The 15,100-nt window shown below is 66.6% G+C and carries 14 protein-coding genes; 9 read left to right on the plus strand and 5 right to left on the minus strand.

Going from position 1 to position 15,100, the window contains the following annotated elements; all coding sequences use genetic code 11:
* Positions 1-155: 155 nt before the first annotated feature.
* From JO059_RS17320 to JO059_RS17330, 3 genes are all read left to right on the plus strand, one after another.
* Positions 156-1,790, plus strand: coding sequence for an adenylate/guanylate cyclase domain-containing protein (locus JO059_RS17320; protein ID WP_293320860.1), 1,635 nt, complete (start codon positions 156-158; stop codon positions 1,788-1,790).
* Positions 1,791-2,055: 265 nt separating this feature from the next.
* On the plus strand, positions 2,056-3,156 hold the full coding sequence (locus JO059_RS17325; RefSeq protein WP_293320861.1) for a ferritin-like domain-containing protein: 1,101 nt from the start codon (positions 2,056-2,058) through the stop codon (positions 3,154-3,156).
* A 47-nt stretch (positions 3,157-3,203) separates the two neighbouring features.
* A complete protein-coding gene (locus tag JO059_RS17330; protein WP_293320863.1) occupies positions 3,204-3,575 on the plus strand; it encodes a hypothetical protein in 372 nt (123 codons plus the stop codon).
* On the opposite strand, the gene JO059_RS17335 is transcribed toward JO059_RS17330, so the two are convergent.
* The 3 genes from JO059_RS17335 to JO059_RS17345 all read right to left on the minus strand — a co-directional run bounded on the left by JO059_RS17335 (position 3,535) and on the right by JO059_RS17345 (position 7,500).
* Entirely contained in the window at positions 3,535-4,266 is a 732-nt protein-coding gene (locus JO059_RS17335) for a superoxide dismutase family protein (protein WP_293320865.1), read from the minus strand. The genes JO059_RS17330 and JO059_RS17335 overlap by 41 nt on opposite strands.
* A gap of 133 nt (positions 4,267-4,399) precedes the next feature.
* Positions 4,400-6,730, minus strand: coding sequence for an arylsulfatase (locus tag JO059_RS17340; protein ID WP_293320905.1), 2,331 nt, complete (start codon positions 6,728-6,730; stop codon positions 4,400-4,402).
* Between the two features lie 158 nt (positions 6,731-6,888).
* Positions 6,889-7,500, minus strand: coding sequence for a TetR/AcrR family transcriptional regulator (locus JO059_RS17345; protein WP_293320867.1), 612 nt, complete (start codon positions 7,498-7,500; stop codon positions 6,889-6,891).
* Positions 7,501-7,598: 98 nt separating this feature from the next.
* On the opposite strand from JO059_RS17345, the gene JO059_RS17350 reads away from it, so the two are divergent.
* Complete coding sequence (locus JO059_RS17350) at positions 7,599-8,843, plus strand: alpha/beta fold hydrolase (protein ID WP_293320869.1); 1,245 nt, start codon at positions 7,599-7,601, stop codon at positions 8,841-8,843.
* Here the strand turns inward: JO059_RS17350 and JO059_RS17355 are convergent.
* On the minus strand, positions 8,790-9,098 hold the full coding sequence (locus tag JO059_RS17355) for a WhiB family transcriptional regulator (protein WP_293320871.1): 309 nt from the start codon (positions 9,096-9,098) through the stop codon (positions 8,790-8,792). The two genes, JO059_RS17350 and JO059_RS17355, sit on opposite strands and share 54 nt — an antisense overlap.
* A 363-nt stretch (positions 9,099-9,461) precedes the next feature.
* Between JO059_RS17355 and JO059_RS17360 the strand changes: the two genes are divergently transcribed.
* From JO059_RS17360 to JO059_RS17370, 3 genes are all read left to right on the plus strand, one after another.
* A complete protein-coding gene (locus JO059_RS17360) occupies positions 9,462-10,283 on the plus strand; it encodes a hypothetical protein (RefSeq protein ID WP_293320873.1) in 822 nt (273 codons plus the stop codon).
* Positions 10,284-10,364: 81 nt separating this feature from the next.
* Entirely contained in the window at positions 10,365-10,940 is a 576-nt protein-coding gene (locus JO059_RS17365; protein WP_293320875.1) for a sigma-70 family RNA polymerase sigma factor, read from the plus strand.
* Entirely contained in the window at positions 10,933-11,772 is an 840-nt protein-coding gene (locus JO059_RS17370; protein WP_293320877.1) for an anti-sigma-D factor RsdA, read from the plus strand. Before JO059_RS17365 ends, JO059_RS17370 begins: the two co-directional genes overlap by 8 nt.
* A gap of 11 nt (positions 11,773-11,783) precedes the next feature.
* Here JO059_RS17370 and JO059_RS17375 read toward each other — a convergent pair whose 3' ends face one another.
* Positions 11,784-12,191 (minus strand): DUF5319 domain-containing protein, encoded by a 408-nt coding sequence (locus tag JO059_RS17375; protein WP_293320879.1) that lies wholly within the window; start codon positions 12,189-12,191, stop codon positions 11,784-11,786.
* 115 nt (positions 12,192-12,306) lie between these two features.
* Between JO059_RS17375 and guaB the strand changes: the two genes are divergently transcribed.
* Positions 12,307-13,920, plus strand: a complete 1,614-nt coding sequence (gene guaB, locus JO059_RS17380; RefSeq protein ID WP_293320881.1) for an IMP dehydrogenase — start codon at positions 12,307-12,309, stop codon at positions 13,918-13,920.
* Between the two features lie 14 nt (positions 13,921-13,934).
* Positions 13,935-15,062 carry a GuaB3 family IMP dehydrogenase-related protein gene (locus JO059_RS17385; protein WP_293320907.1) on the plus strand — a complete coding sequence of 376 codons (1,128 nt, stop codon included), beginning with the start codon at positions 13,935-13,937 and terminating at the stop codon, positions 15,060-15,062.
* Positions 15,063-15,100 lie beyond the last annotated feature (38 nt).

The raw sequence follows: 15,100 nt of genomic DNA on the forward strand, positions 1-15,100 counted from the left end.
GCGCACTAACGCTGAGTGACTCCCGACTTAGGGCGCGTATGCACAAGATCGCAACGGTGTTCGTACATGAGCCCCGCGTTCGACGTCGTCGAGCGACGGCTCGACGCGAATGCTAAACGCCGTAGCTTGGCCGCGTGGACGTTTAACCTCGCGTCATGGAACGCATCTGGCAGTGGGCGTGGGACCGTTTCAAGGCGAGATACTCGTGGGCGGTCTACGTCGCCGGGATCCCCATGATGCTGTGGACCTACCTGTTCTGGTTGTTCTTGATTGTTGCCGTGCAGGGATCGGATCGCTACATCGAGGCGGCCGTTCTCGCCCTTATCGCCGCACCCGTGTTGTGGTACGTGGCCGTGCTTCCGGGTGCAGGCGGCGCTCGCCTGGTGGAGGCATGGGTGACTGGTCGCGATGTCGCTCAGGCGAGCGCATTGGACGCCACCTACGCATGGGCCCGGGGGACGGTCGCTCGGGCGGTGGCTTTCAACGCTGCGTGGACCGGGCTGTTATCCCTTGTTGTCTCTACCATTGCCGGGGCGACTTGGTCGCAAAGCGTTCAATACGGAGTCCTGGGCGCTTTGATGGGGACGGCCGTTGTGATGAGTGGAGTGCATGGCACGGCGGAAGCAGCGGCTCGGCCGGCCAGAATGGCGATCGCCGGTGGCACGGCGGTTGGTGACAACCTGCCCCGCTCTCGTCCGACTTTCGCCTTGTGGTCAAGCGTGGCCCTATTGGCGAGTTCGTTCCTGTTCGCGGTCGACGGCACCATGCTGGTGGTCGCATTCCCTTGGGCGCGTGAGCAACCGGTGCTCTTTGCAGGTATCGGATGCGCGTTGGTGATCGGCTTCGGGATGCCGATGACCGTCGGTGCTGCGCTCGCGCCGTCCCTGCGGCCTATTCGTGACCTGGCCGAAGGAACGGAACGGGTTGCGGCCGGCGATTATTCGCAGCGCCTACCTGTGGTGCAGGACGATGACCTTGGCGCGCTGGCGGCGTCGTTCAACCGCATGCAAGCGGGATTGGCTGAGCGACAACGGCTTCAATCCGCGTTCGGGACCTACGTCGACCCGGCATTGGCGGCGCGGCTACTTGAACAGGGCGACGATGTCTTTACCGGTGAGCGCCGGGAGGTGACGGTGATATTTATCGACATCCGCGACTTCACCCCGTTCGCCGAGGCGCATAGCGCCGAGGACACCGTCGCCCGGCTCAATGCGTTGTTCGAGATCGTGGTGCCCGCCGTCGTCGACGCCGGTGGGCACGTCAACAAGTTCCTCGGTGACGGCGCGCTCGCCGTCTTCGGCGCTCCGAACGATCTTGCCGATCACGCCGACGCCGCGGTGAGCACCGCTGCGCTGATCCACCGCTTGGTCGCTGAGCGATTCGGTGGGGACCTTCGGATCGGCATCGGCATCAATACCGGTGTGGTGATTGCGGGCACCATCGGCGGGGGCGGCAAGCTCGAGTTCACCCTTATCGGGGACACGGTCAACGTCGCTGCCCGGGTCGAGCAGCTCACCAAGACCACCGCTGACGCGATCCTTCTCACTCAGCAGTCTGTCGACGCCCTGGTTCCTCGACCGCTCGGACTCACCGACCGGGGATCGCATGTGGTGAAAGGTAAGTCAGCCGCGGTAAAGGTCTTCGGCCTCGACCCGGCGGCGATGCGTTTGCATCCACGTCACCGTCGCGGTGGTACATCGTGCATCACCGAGACGGCGGTGGTCGACAAGCCGGAGAAGGCCGAGGACGACCATGGTGGTCACGGCCCTCACCACGGCCACACGCATTAGATGTAAGACGCCCGACTGTGGGGCTTATGTACGGAATCGCAAAGCTTTTCGTACATAAGCCCCACGTTCGGCGTCTCCCGACTTCGGCCATGATCGCGGTGTGGACTGCGATCCCACCAATGTCGGCACCGCTGGCGCCACCGAGGTCAACCCGAAGCGCTGGCGGCCCGTGCCCAGCGGGGGACTTGACTCGGCGCAGCGAGCGGGTGCAGTGTGAGATGCATCATATGACCACTGGTCATGCCGGTCAGAAAGGTGGCATCTGATGACCACGAGGGACAAGTACACCCACGTGCCCACGCCCTACTCGTGGGAGGTCGCCAGTGCGGGCGACGCGCGCTTCACATGGGAGTACGACAACGGGCGCGCCCGGCTGCTTTCCCTGTACCAAAAGGGAAAGGACAAGCAGTGGGATGCCCAGTCGCGCATCGACTGGACCCAAGACGTCGACCCGACGAACCCAATCGGGTTACCCGACGAGTTCCATCCGCTGTTCGGCAGCCCGATGTGGGAAGCCGCCGACGACGCGCGGCGCGCCGAGATGCGCCTGCACTCCCAAGCGTGGCAATTTTCTCAGTTCCTGCACGGAGAGCAGGGGGCGATGGTGTGCGCGGCCAAGATCGTCGAGGTCGTCCCGGACCTGGACGCGAAGTTCTACGCGGCCACCCAGACCATGGACGAGGCCCGGCACGTCGAGGCGTTCTCGCGGTTCCTGCAGGAGAAAATCGGCCTGGTCTATCCGATCAACAAGCACCTGACCGCACTGCTGGCCGACACCCTGCACGACTCGCGCTGGGACATGCCCTACCTCGGCATGCAGGTCCTCATCGAAGGCCTCGCACTCGCCGCCTTCGGCGTTCTGCGCGACATGGCGGCGCAGGACTCGTTGGCCAAGCAGGTGCTGGCCTACGTCATGCAGGACGAGGCCAGGCACGTCGCCTTCGGCCGAATCTCGTTGAAGGACTACTACTTTGCGCTGACCGAGGCCGAGCGGGCCGAGCGTGAAGAGTTCGTGGTGGACGCCTGTTACCTGATGCGCGACCGGTTCCGCGGCGAGGAGGTTTTCGAGACCCTCGGGATGGATGTCCAAACGTGCGCCGAGTGGGTCGACAACTCGCCGCTGATGATCCAGTTCCGCTCGCACCTGTTCAGCCGCATCGTGCCGATCGTCAAGGACATCGGGTTGTGGGGTGACAAGGTACAGAAGGCCTTCCGGGACATGGGTGTGCTCGACATGGCTGGCCTCAACATCGAGGCCTTGATGAAGGCCGACGAGGATCAGGCCGAGGCGTTGGACAAGGCACACGCCGAGATGGCCGACCGCGCCCGCGAGGTCGACGAGGTGATCGCGGCCGGCGCGAGCTGACTTGGCGCGCAGCGCACACTGTTCCCGGCGCGTAGTCGGAGTTCAGGATGATGCGGGCAAACCGACTCGGGGTGTCGATGGTGGCCTTCGGTGCCTACACCGCGGCGATGCTCGTGCTGGAACGGCGCATGCGTGAGACGGGCGGTCCGGGGATCATCCCCTTCGAGCTCGCGGGCAACGCTTCTCGGGCCGAGACCATCATGGCTCGATGGGGCAGCGACGGTCAGCGCGCTCCCGCCGAGCTGCCGGGTGCGGTCCTCGTTGCCGTCGCTGGCGACGCCCTTGAGGGCGTCTGGCTGCTGAAGGTGCTCGATCTCGTCGGCAAGCCCTCGCGGTGCGCCATCATCCACACCGCCGGAAACACCGGGCAGGCGTGCGTCAGCCGCCGGGCGGGGTTGACGTCGGGACGTTCTTGGTAGGCGTGGTTGTGGCGGTCGGGGAACTCGTCACCGTGACGGTGCTCGTGCTGGTGCTGGTGGACGGCGGTGCCACGGCCGTCGTGGTCGTGATGGTCGTGACGCTCGTCGTCGTCGTAGTGGACGAGGTCGTCGTGGCGGAGGTCGCGGCAATGACACCACAGGCCACCCGCTTGCTCGAACCAGCGGTGGCGGCACCGCCGAGGTTGTCCACGTCCTGGTGGATGACCAGCGATGTACCCGAGCTGTTCCTCAGATCCGCAGCGCTGAACGAATTGGTGGTCGTCACGAGTTTCGCCGAGCCGTCGGAGCGCACCTGCAACGCAGTCAGGTCGCCGCTCGCGGGAGAACCCGTGTGGTTGGGGGCCTGGTAAACGCTTCCGGCGGAGCCGAAGTCCCCGGAATCGCATTTGCCGACCGCGTGGATCGCCAACCCGTGGAATCCGGGGGTCAGTACCTGATTGGGGCCGGCCTCCACCGTCACCGTCGCGTAGCCGTTGTTGAAATCGATGGTGGCAGTGGCGACCTGGGTCCCGTCGGAGCTCTTCAACTGTGTGGTCATCCGCTCCGCGCCGGACGGGGGGCCCGACGACGATGACGTAGCGGACTGGTTGCCCGACTGGTTTGCGCATGCGGCCAGCGGTGCGATGGTCGCGGTAAGCATCGCGACGGTGAAGGACACGCCCTTTTTCATGGGCTCGGCCTACCCGAATAGGCCGCCGTCAAAACAGCGCGGACGCGCGCAGACCTCCCGCCGAACGTGCACTGAGCGCGAAGAACTTGCCAAATCCTCGCCCCGAGTGCACGTTCGCGCGGAAGCCGAGCGGCTACTGCTTGGCCATCGCGATCTTGACCCGGTCCGCTGCTTTGATCAGGTGGTCGTGACCGTCCCCGCCGATGTCGATCTGCACCCACTCGATCTCACCGGTGAATTTGTTGCCCGACGCGCCGTAGTCGGGAGATGCGGGTGAGCCGGTGTCGGCGCCGACATCGCAGGCCTCGTCGGCCGAGAAGGCCATCGGCTGGGTGATCTCGACGCGTCCCTGGCCGACGGGCTGACCGTCGTAGTACAACGTGACATCGCCGCCCTTGGCCAATCCGCCTCCGTCGTAGGCGAATTCCATGCGCACCTGGTGTTCCCCGGCCGGTATTGGCCGATCGGCGGTGACCATGAAGTGCTGAATGCCGAAGAAGTTATAGCAGTACTTCAGCCGCCCCTCGTGCGCGTAGAGGGTCCACCCTCCGACCATGCCGCCCTGGGTGGCGATAACCCCGCTGACACCCGACTCGGGCACCACGACTTGCGCGGTGACGCTGTGCGACTTGTTCTTGACGTTTATCACGCAGTTCTCGCTGACCCGCATGCCGGAGAACAGCAACTGGCTGTCCCCGCGGATCAGTTGGGGACGGCCCGCCAGGTCGGGGTTGATGCGCTCGAAGGAGCGGTCGTCGAGCGGCACGACGTTGTACTTGACCGCCTCGATGAGCCACAGGCGCTGCAACTCGGCCAGCTTCTCGGGTTGCTCCGCGGCGATGTCGCGGGACTGCGTCCAGTCGTCGGGACCGTAGAGCTCCCAAATGTCCTCGTCGAACGGCGGAGCATCGAACAGCCACGGTGTGCGGTGCTTGGTGACGGCGGTCCAGCCCTGGTGGTAGATGCCGCGGTTACCCATCATCTCGAAGTACTGCACATCGTGCGTCTCGGGCGCGTTGCCGTCACGCAGCATCGGCAGCATGCTGACGCCCTCGAGCGGCGCCTGCTGGATGCCGTTGACCGAGAACGGCGCCGGTAGCCCGGCCGCTTCCAGGACGGTCGGCGCGATGTCGATCACGTGGTGAAATTGGTTGCGGCACTGACCTTTATCGATGATCCCGTTGGGCCAGTGCACGATGGTGCCGTTGCGGGTGCCGCCCCAGTGCGAGGCGATCTGCTTGGTCCACTGGTACGGCGTGCACAGCGCGTGCGCCCACCCCACCGCATAATGGTTGTACGCGTCCGGAGTGCCGAAATCGTCGATCTTGGACAGCAAAAACTCCGTTGTTTCGATGCCGGGCATCCCGTTGAGGGTGGTCATCTCGTTGAAGCAGCCGTTCGGGGTGCCCTCGGCCGAGGCGCCGTTGTCCCCGATGATGTAGTAGATCAGCGTGTCGTCGAGGACACCGAGGTGATCGATCGCGTCGATGACGCGGCCGACCTCGTGGTCGGTCTGCTCCATGAAGCCCGCGTAGATCTCCATCTGCCGCGCCAGCACCGGCTTGAGCTCGGCGGGCATGTCGTCCCACGCGGGAATCTCCTTGTGGCGCTTGGTCAATTCGGCGTCGGCCGGGATCACGCCCAGCTCCTTCTGCCTGGCGAAGATCTGCTCGCGCAGCACGTCCCAGCCGGCGTCGAACTTTCCCTTGTACTTGTCCGACCACTGCCTGGGCACGTGGTGGGGCGCGTGCGTCGCCCCGGGCACGTAGTACATGAAGAACGGCTTGTCGGGTGCCAGCGCCTTCTGCCGGCGCACCCAGGTGATCGCGCGGTCGGCGAGGTCCTCGTTGAGGGTGTAGCCCTCCTCGGGTGTCTTGGGCGGCTCGACGGCCGTGGTGCCCTCGTACAGCCCTGGGTAGTACTGATTGGCCTCGCCGCCGACGAAGCCGTAGAAGTACTCGAATCCCGAGCCCGTCGGCCACTGGTCGAACGGCCCGACCGGGGATATCTCCCAAGCCGGAACCTCGTGGCACTTCCCGAACTGCGCCGTCGAATAGCCGTTGAGCCGCAACGTTTCCGGGAGGGGCGCCTTGCTCTTGGGCCGGATGCTGTTGTTGCCCGGCGCGGAGGTCGCCATCTCGATGATCGCGCCCATACCGACGGAGTGGTGGTTGCGCCCGGTCAGCAGCGCCTGGCGGGTCGGGGAGCACAACGCCGTGGTGTGGAACCGATTCAGCCTCAGGCCGCCGGCCGCCAACCGATCCGCCGTCGGGGTGTTGCATGGTCCGCCGAAAGCCGACGAGGCGCCGAAACCGACGTCGTCGAGCATGACGATGAGCATGTTCGGCGCGCCCGCAGGCGGGCGCAGCATGGTGATCGGCGGATACTTGGTATTCGGATCCTTCGCATCGTAGGTCGTCAGACCGACGTGCTGGGGATCCGGTATCGGCAAGGTCTGCCGCATGACCGGCGGGGCCGGCTGCGCGCCGCGCGCTCCCGTAAGGGCTTCGCCGTTGCCGTGACTGGGTGAGAGTGAATCCGCCATGTTCGTCCCCTTCTTGAACGATTGCGGTGACCGACGCTACGCCCGGCCGGCAACGACTAGGCGCAGTTCTCCTGAATTCACAGCGATCGGGCGAGCGTTAGCGCGGCCATGACCATGTCCGTCAGCCGGTCCAGGTAGTCATCACTGGTGGGCGTGCGCACGACCGCGAGACGCCAATACAGCGGCCCGGCGAGGATGTCCATGCACATTTCGAGGTCACTGTCGGGCGGCAACTCTCCGCGTTCCATGGCGCGCCGGAAAAGTATTGCGCCCTTGGCGCGGCGCGGGGTTCGCACGTTGTCTAGCAACGCGTCGGCCAAAGCGGGGTTACGCGTCGCCTCGGCGAGCAGGTCGGGAACGATGTGCTGGGCCAACGGGTGGGTCAGGGCGTCGCTTGCATTCGACAGGTATTGGCGGATGTCGCCGCGCAGGCTGCCGGTGTCCGGCACGTCGATGGCGGCCACGGCCACAGCGGAGGCCAGGGCGACCGTGATATCCAGCTTCGAACGCCAGCGCCGGTAGATGGCCGCCTTGCCGACCCCCGCACGCTTGGCCACCGCGTCGATCGACAGCCGGCCGTAGCCCACCTCCGCGAGTTCTTCGAAAAATGCCGTTTGTATCGCGTCGGTGACCTCGGACTGCAGGACGGGCCCGACCGATACCCGGCGCCGCGTGACGTTGGTGGCCATATCGCCATATTATACGAGACGGAACTGTTGCGTTTCGACTATCCAGGGTTTAGCGTATCGATACGAACCTGTTCCGTTTCGACCTGCGGGAGGCCGCCATGAAATTCTTGTTCGACGACGCCTCGTTTTCCTTTGAAGCGCTGCGCTCGGCCGGCTTCGCGAACTACGCCGGCGCGGACCTCGGTGAAGTGCTGGCGACCGTGCAAGCCATTCCGGACGGCGACGAGGCGAGTTGGCACCGGGAGTGGAAGGCCACCGCGGAGCGGGTCGAGCAGATAGGTCGTACGTCGCTGGCCGGCGGTCATGCGGTCAGCGCCCGGGAAGCCTTGTTGCGCGCCTCGAACTACTACCGCACTGCCGAGTTCTACCGGCGCGACGATCCCGAGCACGACCCGGAGGTGAGGCTGTTGTCGGCGCGGAGTCGCGACGCGTTCGTCACGGCGATGTCCCTGTTCGACTTCGGTTTCGAACGCTTCTCCATTCCGTACCAGCAGACCGCCATTCCGGCCTACCTGTACCGGGTGGACGACTCTGGAAGGCCCCGCCCAACGCTCATCTATAACAACGGTTTTGACTCCACCCTCGAAGAGTCGTATTTCGCCGTCGCCGCGGCCGGGTTGGCGCGCGGTTACAACGTGCTGGCCTTCGATGGCCCCGGTCAGGGTGCCGCTCTGCGCGAGCAGGGTCTGGTTTTCCGCCCGGACTGGGAGGCGGTCATCGGACCGGTCATCGACTACGCGCTCACTCGTCCCGAAATCGCTGCACACGCGATCGTCCTGTTCGGCTACAGCATGGGCGGCTACCTCGTTGCGCGGGCGGCGGCGTTCGATTCCCGGGTAGCGGCCCTGATACTCGATGACGGGATCTATGACTTTCATGCCGCGATGGTCAACAAGATGCCGCCATTCCTGGCCGACTGGATCGAGCAGGGCAAAGATGATTCGGCCACGCCCGTGCTGGAGCTGATGATGGCCGTCAACACCGAGGTGCGATGGGCGCTGCGCAATGGCAAGTGGGTCACGGGTGTGGACTCGATCGCCGACGTGCCGCGAGCTTTCAAGAGCTACACACTGGCCGGGGTTGCGGACCGGATCACTGCTCCGGCGCTGGTCCTAAACCCCGATAACGACCAGTTCCTCAAGGGCGAGCCGCAACGGGCCGCCGACGCGATGATCAATGCCGACACCACCCTGATCACCCTGACAGAAAGCGAAGGCGCGGGCGAGCACTGCCACGTCGGCGCGATGTCGCTGCTCCATCAAACGATGTTCGACTGGCTCGACGATCAATTAGGCCGAGCGGCGGATGCCCCGAGTACGGCCGATGTCGCCCTTCAGCAGTAGCTCGCGCTCGGATTCGGACAGACCGCCCCAAACCCCGTAGGGCTCACCAACTTCCAGCGCATGGGAACGGCACTCCTCGATCACCGGGCAGCGCCGGCACATCTCCTTGGCGCGCTGCTCGCGCTGCATCCGCGCGCGGCCACGCTCGCCGTCGGGGTGAAAAAACATCGACGAGTCGACGCCGCGGCACAAGCCTTGCAGTTGCCAGTTCCAGATGTCGGCGTTCGGCCCAGGTAGCTGCTCCGGCTGTGGCATTGAATCGTTCCCTCTCTGCACGGCACGCCCATAAGGTCAGGTTCGCGAAGCGTCCGAAACCGGTTGTGTACTGATTTGGGGTGGCGTCACCGATGACTACCCGTCACATGTAGAACTTAGGGGCGGTGGCGAATTTCCGTCAACCATCACTTAGCCCGGCAAAATATGTGAGCGTTGCAGCAGAATTAACTCGCCGTTCATCTGCGATGCTTTGGCCGACAGACAAGCGTGCTACCAGGCACTTGTCCAAACTGCGATTTCCCTGCTCAGGCGCAAGCGAACCGGCAGCCGCAATTGGTACCGAGTGGATCGCAATTAACAGGCGGGTAACACGGACAGCACGAAGTGTTTACTACTATCACCGTGATTGAAACTCGTCATACTTCGATGGTTGACCGAGAGTTGGCCGCCGCCGCCTTCGGTGACCGGCCCGGTGGTTGGCCGCTGCCGACGGCGACCACGCCGGAGCAATTGTGGCTGCGGGCGGTCGCGGCCGGCGGCCAGGGCCGCTACGGCAGCGCGTACCGCGATCTGGCAGAGCTTCGTCGCAACGGTCCGGCCGGTCGCTTGCGGTCGTTGGCTCACAGCACGCAGGCGTCGTTTCTGCGTCAGCTCGGCTGGCACACGTTGGCCCGTGGGTGGGACGGACGCGCGCTGGCGCTGGCCGCCACCGACCCGGAGGCCCGCGGCGATGCGCTGATCGGGCTGGCGGCCGACGCCCTTGGTGTCGGCCGCTTCGCCGCTGCGGCAACGTTGTTGGCACGCGTGGACTTTGTGCCGGCGCCCGACTCGGCCGTGCCCGATCGGCTCCCCGTGCGCCGACGGTGGGTGGCCGCCGAGCTCGCGATGGCCTCGGCGGACGGCGCGTCCGCGGTGCGGCACGCGGAGCAGGCGGTCGAGCTTGTGCAGGCGATGGCCGTGCCGTCGGAGCGCCACCGGGTGAAGAGCCAAGTCGTGCTGGCCGCCGCCCTGAGCAGCGCAGGCGATACCGAGCGCGCCCGCGCGATCGGGGAGGCGGCGCTCGGGGCCGCCGGCCGAATGGGATTGCTGCCGCTTCGCTGGGCCCTGGCTTGCTTGCTGATCGATCTCGGAAGCGTGTCGTTTTCAGCACAAAAGCTGCGGGAAATTCGCGATATCTGCGCAGGCCACGTGCGGCGCGCCGGGGGCGCGTGGCGTTGCGCTTGAAACGGCCTTCCGGCCGTTATTGTCGATTGGTTAGTTAGCCCGCGATGTGTCCCGTTCGTAACGTTGGAGATACCGCCGTCGATGACAATTCCAGGAGAACGTCTCGACGCTGTGGTTGCGGATGCGGCGGCGGGCGACCGGAACGCACTGCGGGAGGTGCTGGAGACCATCCGTCCGATTGTCGTGCGATATTGCCGCGCGCGGGTCGGCACCGTCGACCGCGGTGGTCTGTCGGCCGACGACGTAGCCCAGGAGGTGTGCTTGGCCACCATCACGGCACTGCCGCGTTACCGGGACCGCGGGCGCCCGTTTCTGGCCTTCCTTTACGGAATTGCGGCCCATAAGGTCGCCGACGCGCATCGGGCCGCCGGCCGCGATCTCGCCTATCCCGCCGAGTCGGTTCCCGAGCGCTGGTCGTCCGACGCCGGGCCCGAGCAGATGGCCATCGAGGCGGATTCGGTCAGCCGCATGAACGAGTTGCTCGCGATCTTGCCCGCCAAGCAGCGCGAGATCCTGATCCTGCGCGTCGTCGTCGGCCTGTCCGCCGAGGAGACCGCGGCCGCCGTCGGCAGCACCACCGGAGCGGTCCGGGTGGCACAACACCGTGCGTTGTCACGGCTCAAGTCCGAAATCGTCGCGGCGGGTGACTATGCCTGAACACGGTTATGCGTTCCCCGACCAACCGGCCCTGGACGAATTGGCTCGCACCGATCTGCTCCTCGACGCGCTCGCGGCGCGCCGCCCGGTCGATCTTGCCGACGCCGGCGAACCCAATCTCGAAGCGCTCGCCGTCCTGATGGGGGACTGGCGCGACGACTTGAGGTGGCCACCGGCCAGCGCCCTGGTGTCGCCGGAGGAGGCCATCGAAGCTCTGCACACCGGTATCGAGGAACGCCGGCAGGCTCGCCGCGGCCTGGCGGCGATCGGCTCGGTCGCTGCCGGGCTGTTGGTCCTGAGTGGTTTTGGCGCCATGGTGGTCGAGGCCCGTCCCGGCGACACGCTGTACGGGCTGCATGCGATGTTCTTCGACCAGCCCAGGGTCAACGACACTCAGATCGCGTTGTCCGCCAAGGCCGATCTGGCGAAGGTTCAGCAAATGATCGACCAGGGGCAGTGGAGCCAGGCCCAGAATCAACTCGCCGAGGTCAGCAGCACCGTGCAGTCCCTCGACGACGGGACCAGCAGACAAAACCTGATGGACGAGGTGAATCTGCTGAATACCCGCGTCGAATCCCGCAACCCGAACGCCACGTTGCCCCCGGCGGCGAGCAAGCCGCCCAGCGCTCCGGCAGGCCCGACCACCTCGCCGGTCGCGCCGACTCCGAGCACGAAACCACCGGCACTCACAAGCGCGACGACGCCGGTGCCGAGCCTTTCAAACAGCCCGTCCAACAGCCCCTCAAACGCTTCGACCAGTCCGTCGCCCAGCCCGTCTTCCGGCCGGCACAGGCATCACGGGCAGACGACCACGCCGAGCGTCACGCCCTAAAGCGAGAGAAATCAGTGGCGAAACCCGTCGGCGTCTGACGTCGCCTCGTTGAGCGAGGCGTCGGCGTAGCCCCGGCAGTAATCCCACGTCACGTACGCGTCCGGTTCAGGGTCGTACGCGGGCTCGTGCGGACGCACGGTGCCATCGATCAGCAGCTGCAGCAGATTGGCCCGCAACATGTCCCAGTCGTGATAGTGGTCTTGCTGGCATTCGTCGCAGCAGACCACGAGCCCGCGAATCCCCTTGTGCGCCAACAGCGCCTCGTAAACGGCCAGATCGGCGAGATCCGCCTCGACGGCCATTCGCTCCTGCTGATCCAGGGGTTGTCCCGGCTCAACGGCATCCAGCGCAGCCGACGGGTCGCAGGGGTCGTCAGCGAACGGGTCGGGCGGCAAACCCGGCGGCAGGTGGTCGCGCACGCCTCTACACTACGCAAGCGGGCCGTCATAACGCCAGCAGGGAGCTACCCGCCGCGGCGCTCCCTAGCCGATAGGATGGGTTTCTCACTCCGCACGCGCATGGAGGGCCCGACTGATGTCTCGTGGCATGTCCGACCTAGAAGACAGCTCCCCGCTGGTCGCCAGTCCCTACGTGCGCGACGCTCCGGTCGGAGGCCTGGCCGCTGACCCGGTGCCCACCGGCGGCGACGACCCCTCCAAGATCGCGATGCTGGGGTTGACGTTCGACGATGTCATGTTGCTGCCCGCGGCCTCGGATGTGGTTCCCGCCGCGGCCGATACCTCCAGCCAGCTCACCAGGAAGATCAGGCTCAAGGTGCCGCTGGTCAGCTCGGCGATGGACACCGTCACCGAGTCGCGGATGGCCATCGCGATGGCCCGGGCAGGCGGAATGGGCGTGCTGCATCGCAATCTGCCCGTCGCCGAACAGGCCGGCCAGGTCGAGATGGTGAAGCGCTCGGAGGCCGGCATGGTCACCGATCCGGTCACGTGCCGCCCGGACAACACGCTGGCCCAGGTCGACGCGATGTGCGCCCGGTTCCGGATCTCCGGTCTGCCCGTGGTCGACGACTCCGGCGCGCTGGTCGGCATCATCACCAACCGCGACATGCGGTTCGAGGTGGACCAGTCCAAACACGTCGCCGAGGTGATGACCAAGGCTCCCCTGATCACCGCCCAGGAGGGTGTTAGCGCCGACGCGGCGCTGGGGCTGTTGCGCCGCAACAAGATTGAGAAGCTGCCCGTCGTCGACGGTCACGGCCGGTTGACGGGTCTGATCACCGTCAAAGACTTCGTCAAGACCGAACAGCACCCCCTGGCCACCAAGGACAGCGACGGCCGGCTGCTGGTGGGCGCTGCCGTCGGTGTCGGCGGCGACGCCTGGGTCCGCGCGATGATGCTGGTCGACGCCGGGGTCGACGTCCTGGTGGTGGACACCGCGCACGCCCACAACCGGCTGGTGCTCGACATGGTCAGCAAACTCAAGCTCGAGGTTGGTGACCGCGTCGAGGTGATCGGGGGCAACGTGGCCACTCGGGCGGCGGCCGCGGCCCTCGTCGACGCCGGGGCCGACGCGGTGAAGGTCGGGGTGGGACCGGGATCGATCTGCACGACGCGGGTGGTGGCCGGCGTCGGCGCGCCCCAGATCACCGCGATCCTGGAGGCCGTCGCGGCGTGCGCGCCGGCCGGCGTGCCGGTGATCGCCGACGGTGGGCTGCAGTACTCCGGCGACATCGCCAAGGCGCTGGCCGCCGGCGCGTCGACGACCATGCTGGGTTCGCTGCTGGCCGGCACCGCCGAGGCGCCCGGCGAACTGATCTTCGTCAACGGCAAGCAGTTCAAGAGCTATCGGGGCATGGGGTCGCTGGGGGCCATGGCGGGCAGGGGCTCCGGCGGGTCGGGCGGGGGCAAGTCCTACTCCAAGGACCGCTACTTCGCCGACGACGCCTTGAGCGAGGACAAGCTGGTGCCCGAGGGCATCGAGGGCCGGGTGCCGTTCCGCGGCCCGCTGTCGTCGGTGATCCACCAACTGACCGGGGGCCTGCGCGCCGCGATGGGCTACACCGGCTCGCCCACCATCGAGGTGCTGCAGCAGGCCCAGTTCGTCCGGATCACGGCGGCCGGGCTGCGCGAGAGCCACCCGCACGATGTCGCGATGACGGTCGAAGCGCCCAACTACTACGCGCGGTGAACAGCGAACTGGCCATGGTCGAGATCGGGATGGGCCGCGCCGCCCGTCGCACGTACGAACTCAGCGAAATCAGCATCGTGCCGTCGCGGCGCACCCGCTCGTCCAAGGATGTCTCGACGGCTTGGCAGCTCGATGCCTACCGGTTCGAGATTCCGGTGATCGCGCACCCGACCGACGCCCTGGTATCGCCGGAGTTCGCGATCGAGCTCGGCCGGCTGGGCGGGCTGGGTGTGCTCAACGGCGAGGGACTGATCGGCCGGCACGCCGATGTGGAGGCGAAGATCGCCCAGCTGGTCGAGGCGGCCGAGAAGGAGCCGGAGCCGTCGGCGGCAATCCGGCTGCTCCAGGAGATGCATGCGGCACCGCTGGATCCGGACCTGTTGGGGGCGGCGGTGGCCCGCATCCGGGAGGCCGGCGTGATCACCGCGGTGCGGGTCAGCCCGCAGAACGCCCAGTCGCTGACGCCGGTGCTGCTCCAGGCGGGCATCGACCTGTTGGTCATCCAGGGCACGATCGTGTCCGCCGAGCGCGTCGCCAGCGATGGCGAGCCGCTGAACCTCAAGACCTTCATCTCCGAGCTCGACGTTCCGGTGGTCGCCGGTGGCGTGCTCGACCACCGCACTGCGCTGCACCTGATGCGCACGGGCGCCGCCGGGGTGATCGTCGGCTACGGCTCCACCCAGGGAGTGACCACCAGCGACGAGGTGCTGGGCATCAGCGTGCCGATGGCCACCGCGATCGCCGACGCCGCCGCCGCACGGCGGGAATACCTCGACGAGACCGGCGGCCGCTACGTGCACGTGCTGGCCGACGGGGACATCCACACCTCGGGCGAGCTGGCCAAGGCCATCGCCTGCGGGGCCGACGCGGTGGTCCTGGGCACGCCGCTGGCCGAATGCGCCGAGGCCCTCGGGGGCGGCTGGTTCTGGCCGTCCGCCGCGGCGCACCCGTCGTTGCCGCGCGGCGCGCTGCTGCAGATCGCCGTCGGTGAACGCCCGCCGATGCGGCAGGTGCTGGGCGGCCCGTCCGACGATCCGTTCGGGACGCTGAACCTGGTGGGCGGGCTGCGCCGATCGATGGCCAAGGCCGGCTACTGCGACCTCAAGGAGTTTCAGAAGGTCGGCCTGACCGTCGGAAGCTGACGGCGCTCGGTCAAAGGGCGGTCAGCAACTCGACGTCG

The sequence above is a fragment of the Mycobacterium sp. genome, from assembly GCF_019247615.1.
Classification (GTDB): Bacteria; Actinomycetota; Actinomycetes; order Mycobacteriales; family Mycobacteriaceae; genus Mycobacterium.

Bases quoted from the DNA above. Each gene is read 5' to 3' on its own strand.
- JO059_RS17350 (WP_293320869.1), top strand. From the start codon at position 7,599: ATGAAATTCTTGTTCGACGACGCCTCGTTTTCCTTTGAAGCGCTGCGC.
- JO059_RS17345 (WP_293320867.1), bottom strand. From the start codon at position 7,500: ATGGCCACCAACGTCACGCGGCGCCGGGTATCGGTCGGGCCCGTCCTG.
- JO059_RS17385 (WP_293320907.1), top strand. From the start codon at position 13,935: ATGGTCGAGATCGGGATGGGCCGCGCCGCCCGTCGCACGTACGAACTC.
- JO059_RS17320 (WP_293320860.1), top strand. From the start codon at position 156: ATGGAACGCATCTGGCAGTGGGCGTGGGACCGTTTCAAGGCGAGATAC.
- JO059_RS17340 (WP_293320905.1), bottom strand. From the start codon at position 6,730: ATGCGGCAGACCTTGCCGATACCGGATCCCCAGCACGTCGGTCTGACG.
- JO059_RS17330 (WP_293320863.1), top strand. From the start codon at position 3,204: ATGATGCGGGCAAACCGACTCGGGGTGTCGATGGTGGCCTTCGGTGCC.
- JO059_RS17365 (WP_293320875.1), top strand. From the start codon at position 10,365: ATGACAATTCCAGGAGAACGTCTCGACGCTGTGGTTGCGGATGCGGCG.
- JO059_RS17355 (WP_293320871.1), bottom strand. From the start codon at position 9,098: ATGCCACAGCCGGAGCAGCTACCTGGGCCGAACGCCGACATCTGGAAC.
- guaB (WP_293320881.1), top strand. From the start codon at position 12,307: ATGTCTCGTGGCATGTCCGACCTAGAAGACAGCTCCCCGCTGGTCGCC.
- JO059_RS17335 (WP_293320865.1), bottom strand. From the start codon at position 4,266: ATGAAAAAGGGCGTGTCCTTCACCGTCGCGATGCTTACCGCGACCATC.
- JO059_RS17370 (WP_293320877.1), top strand. From the start codon at position 10,933: ATGCCTGAACACGGTTATGCGTTCCCCGACCAACCGGCCCTGGACGAA.
- JO059_RS17325 (WP_293320861.1), top strand. From the start codon at position 2,056: ATGACCACGAGGGACAAGTACACCCACGTGCCCACGCCCTACTCGTGG.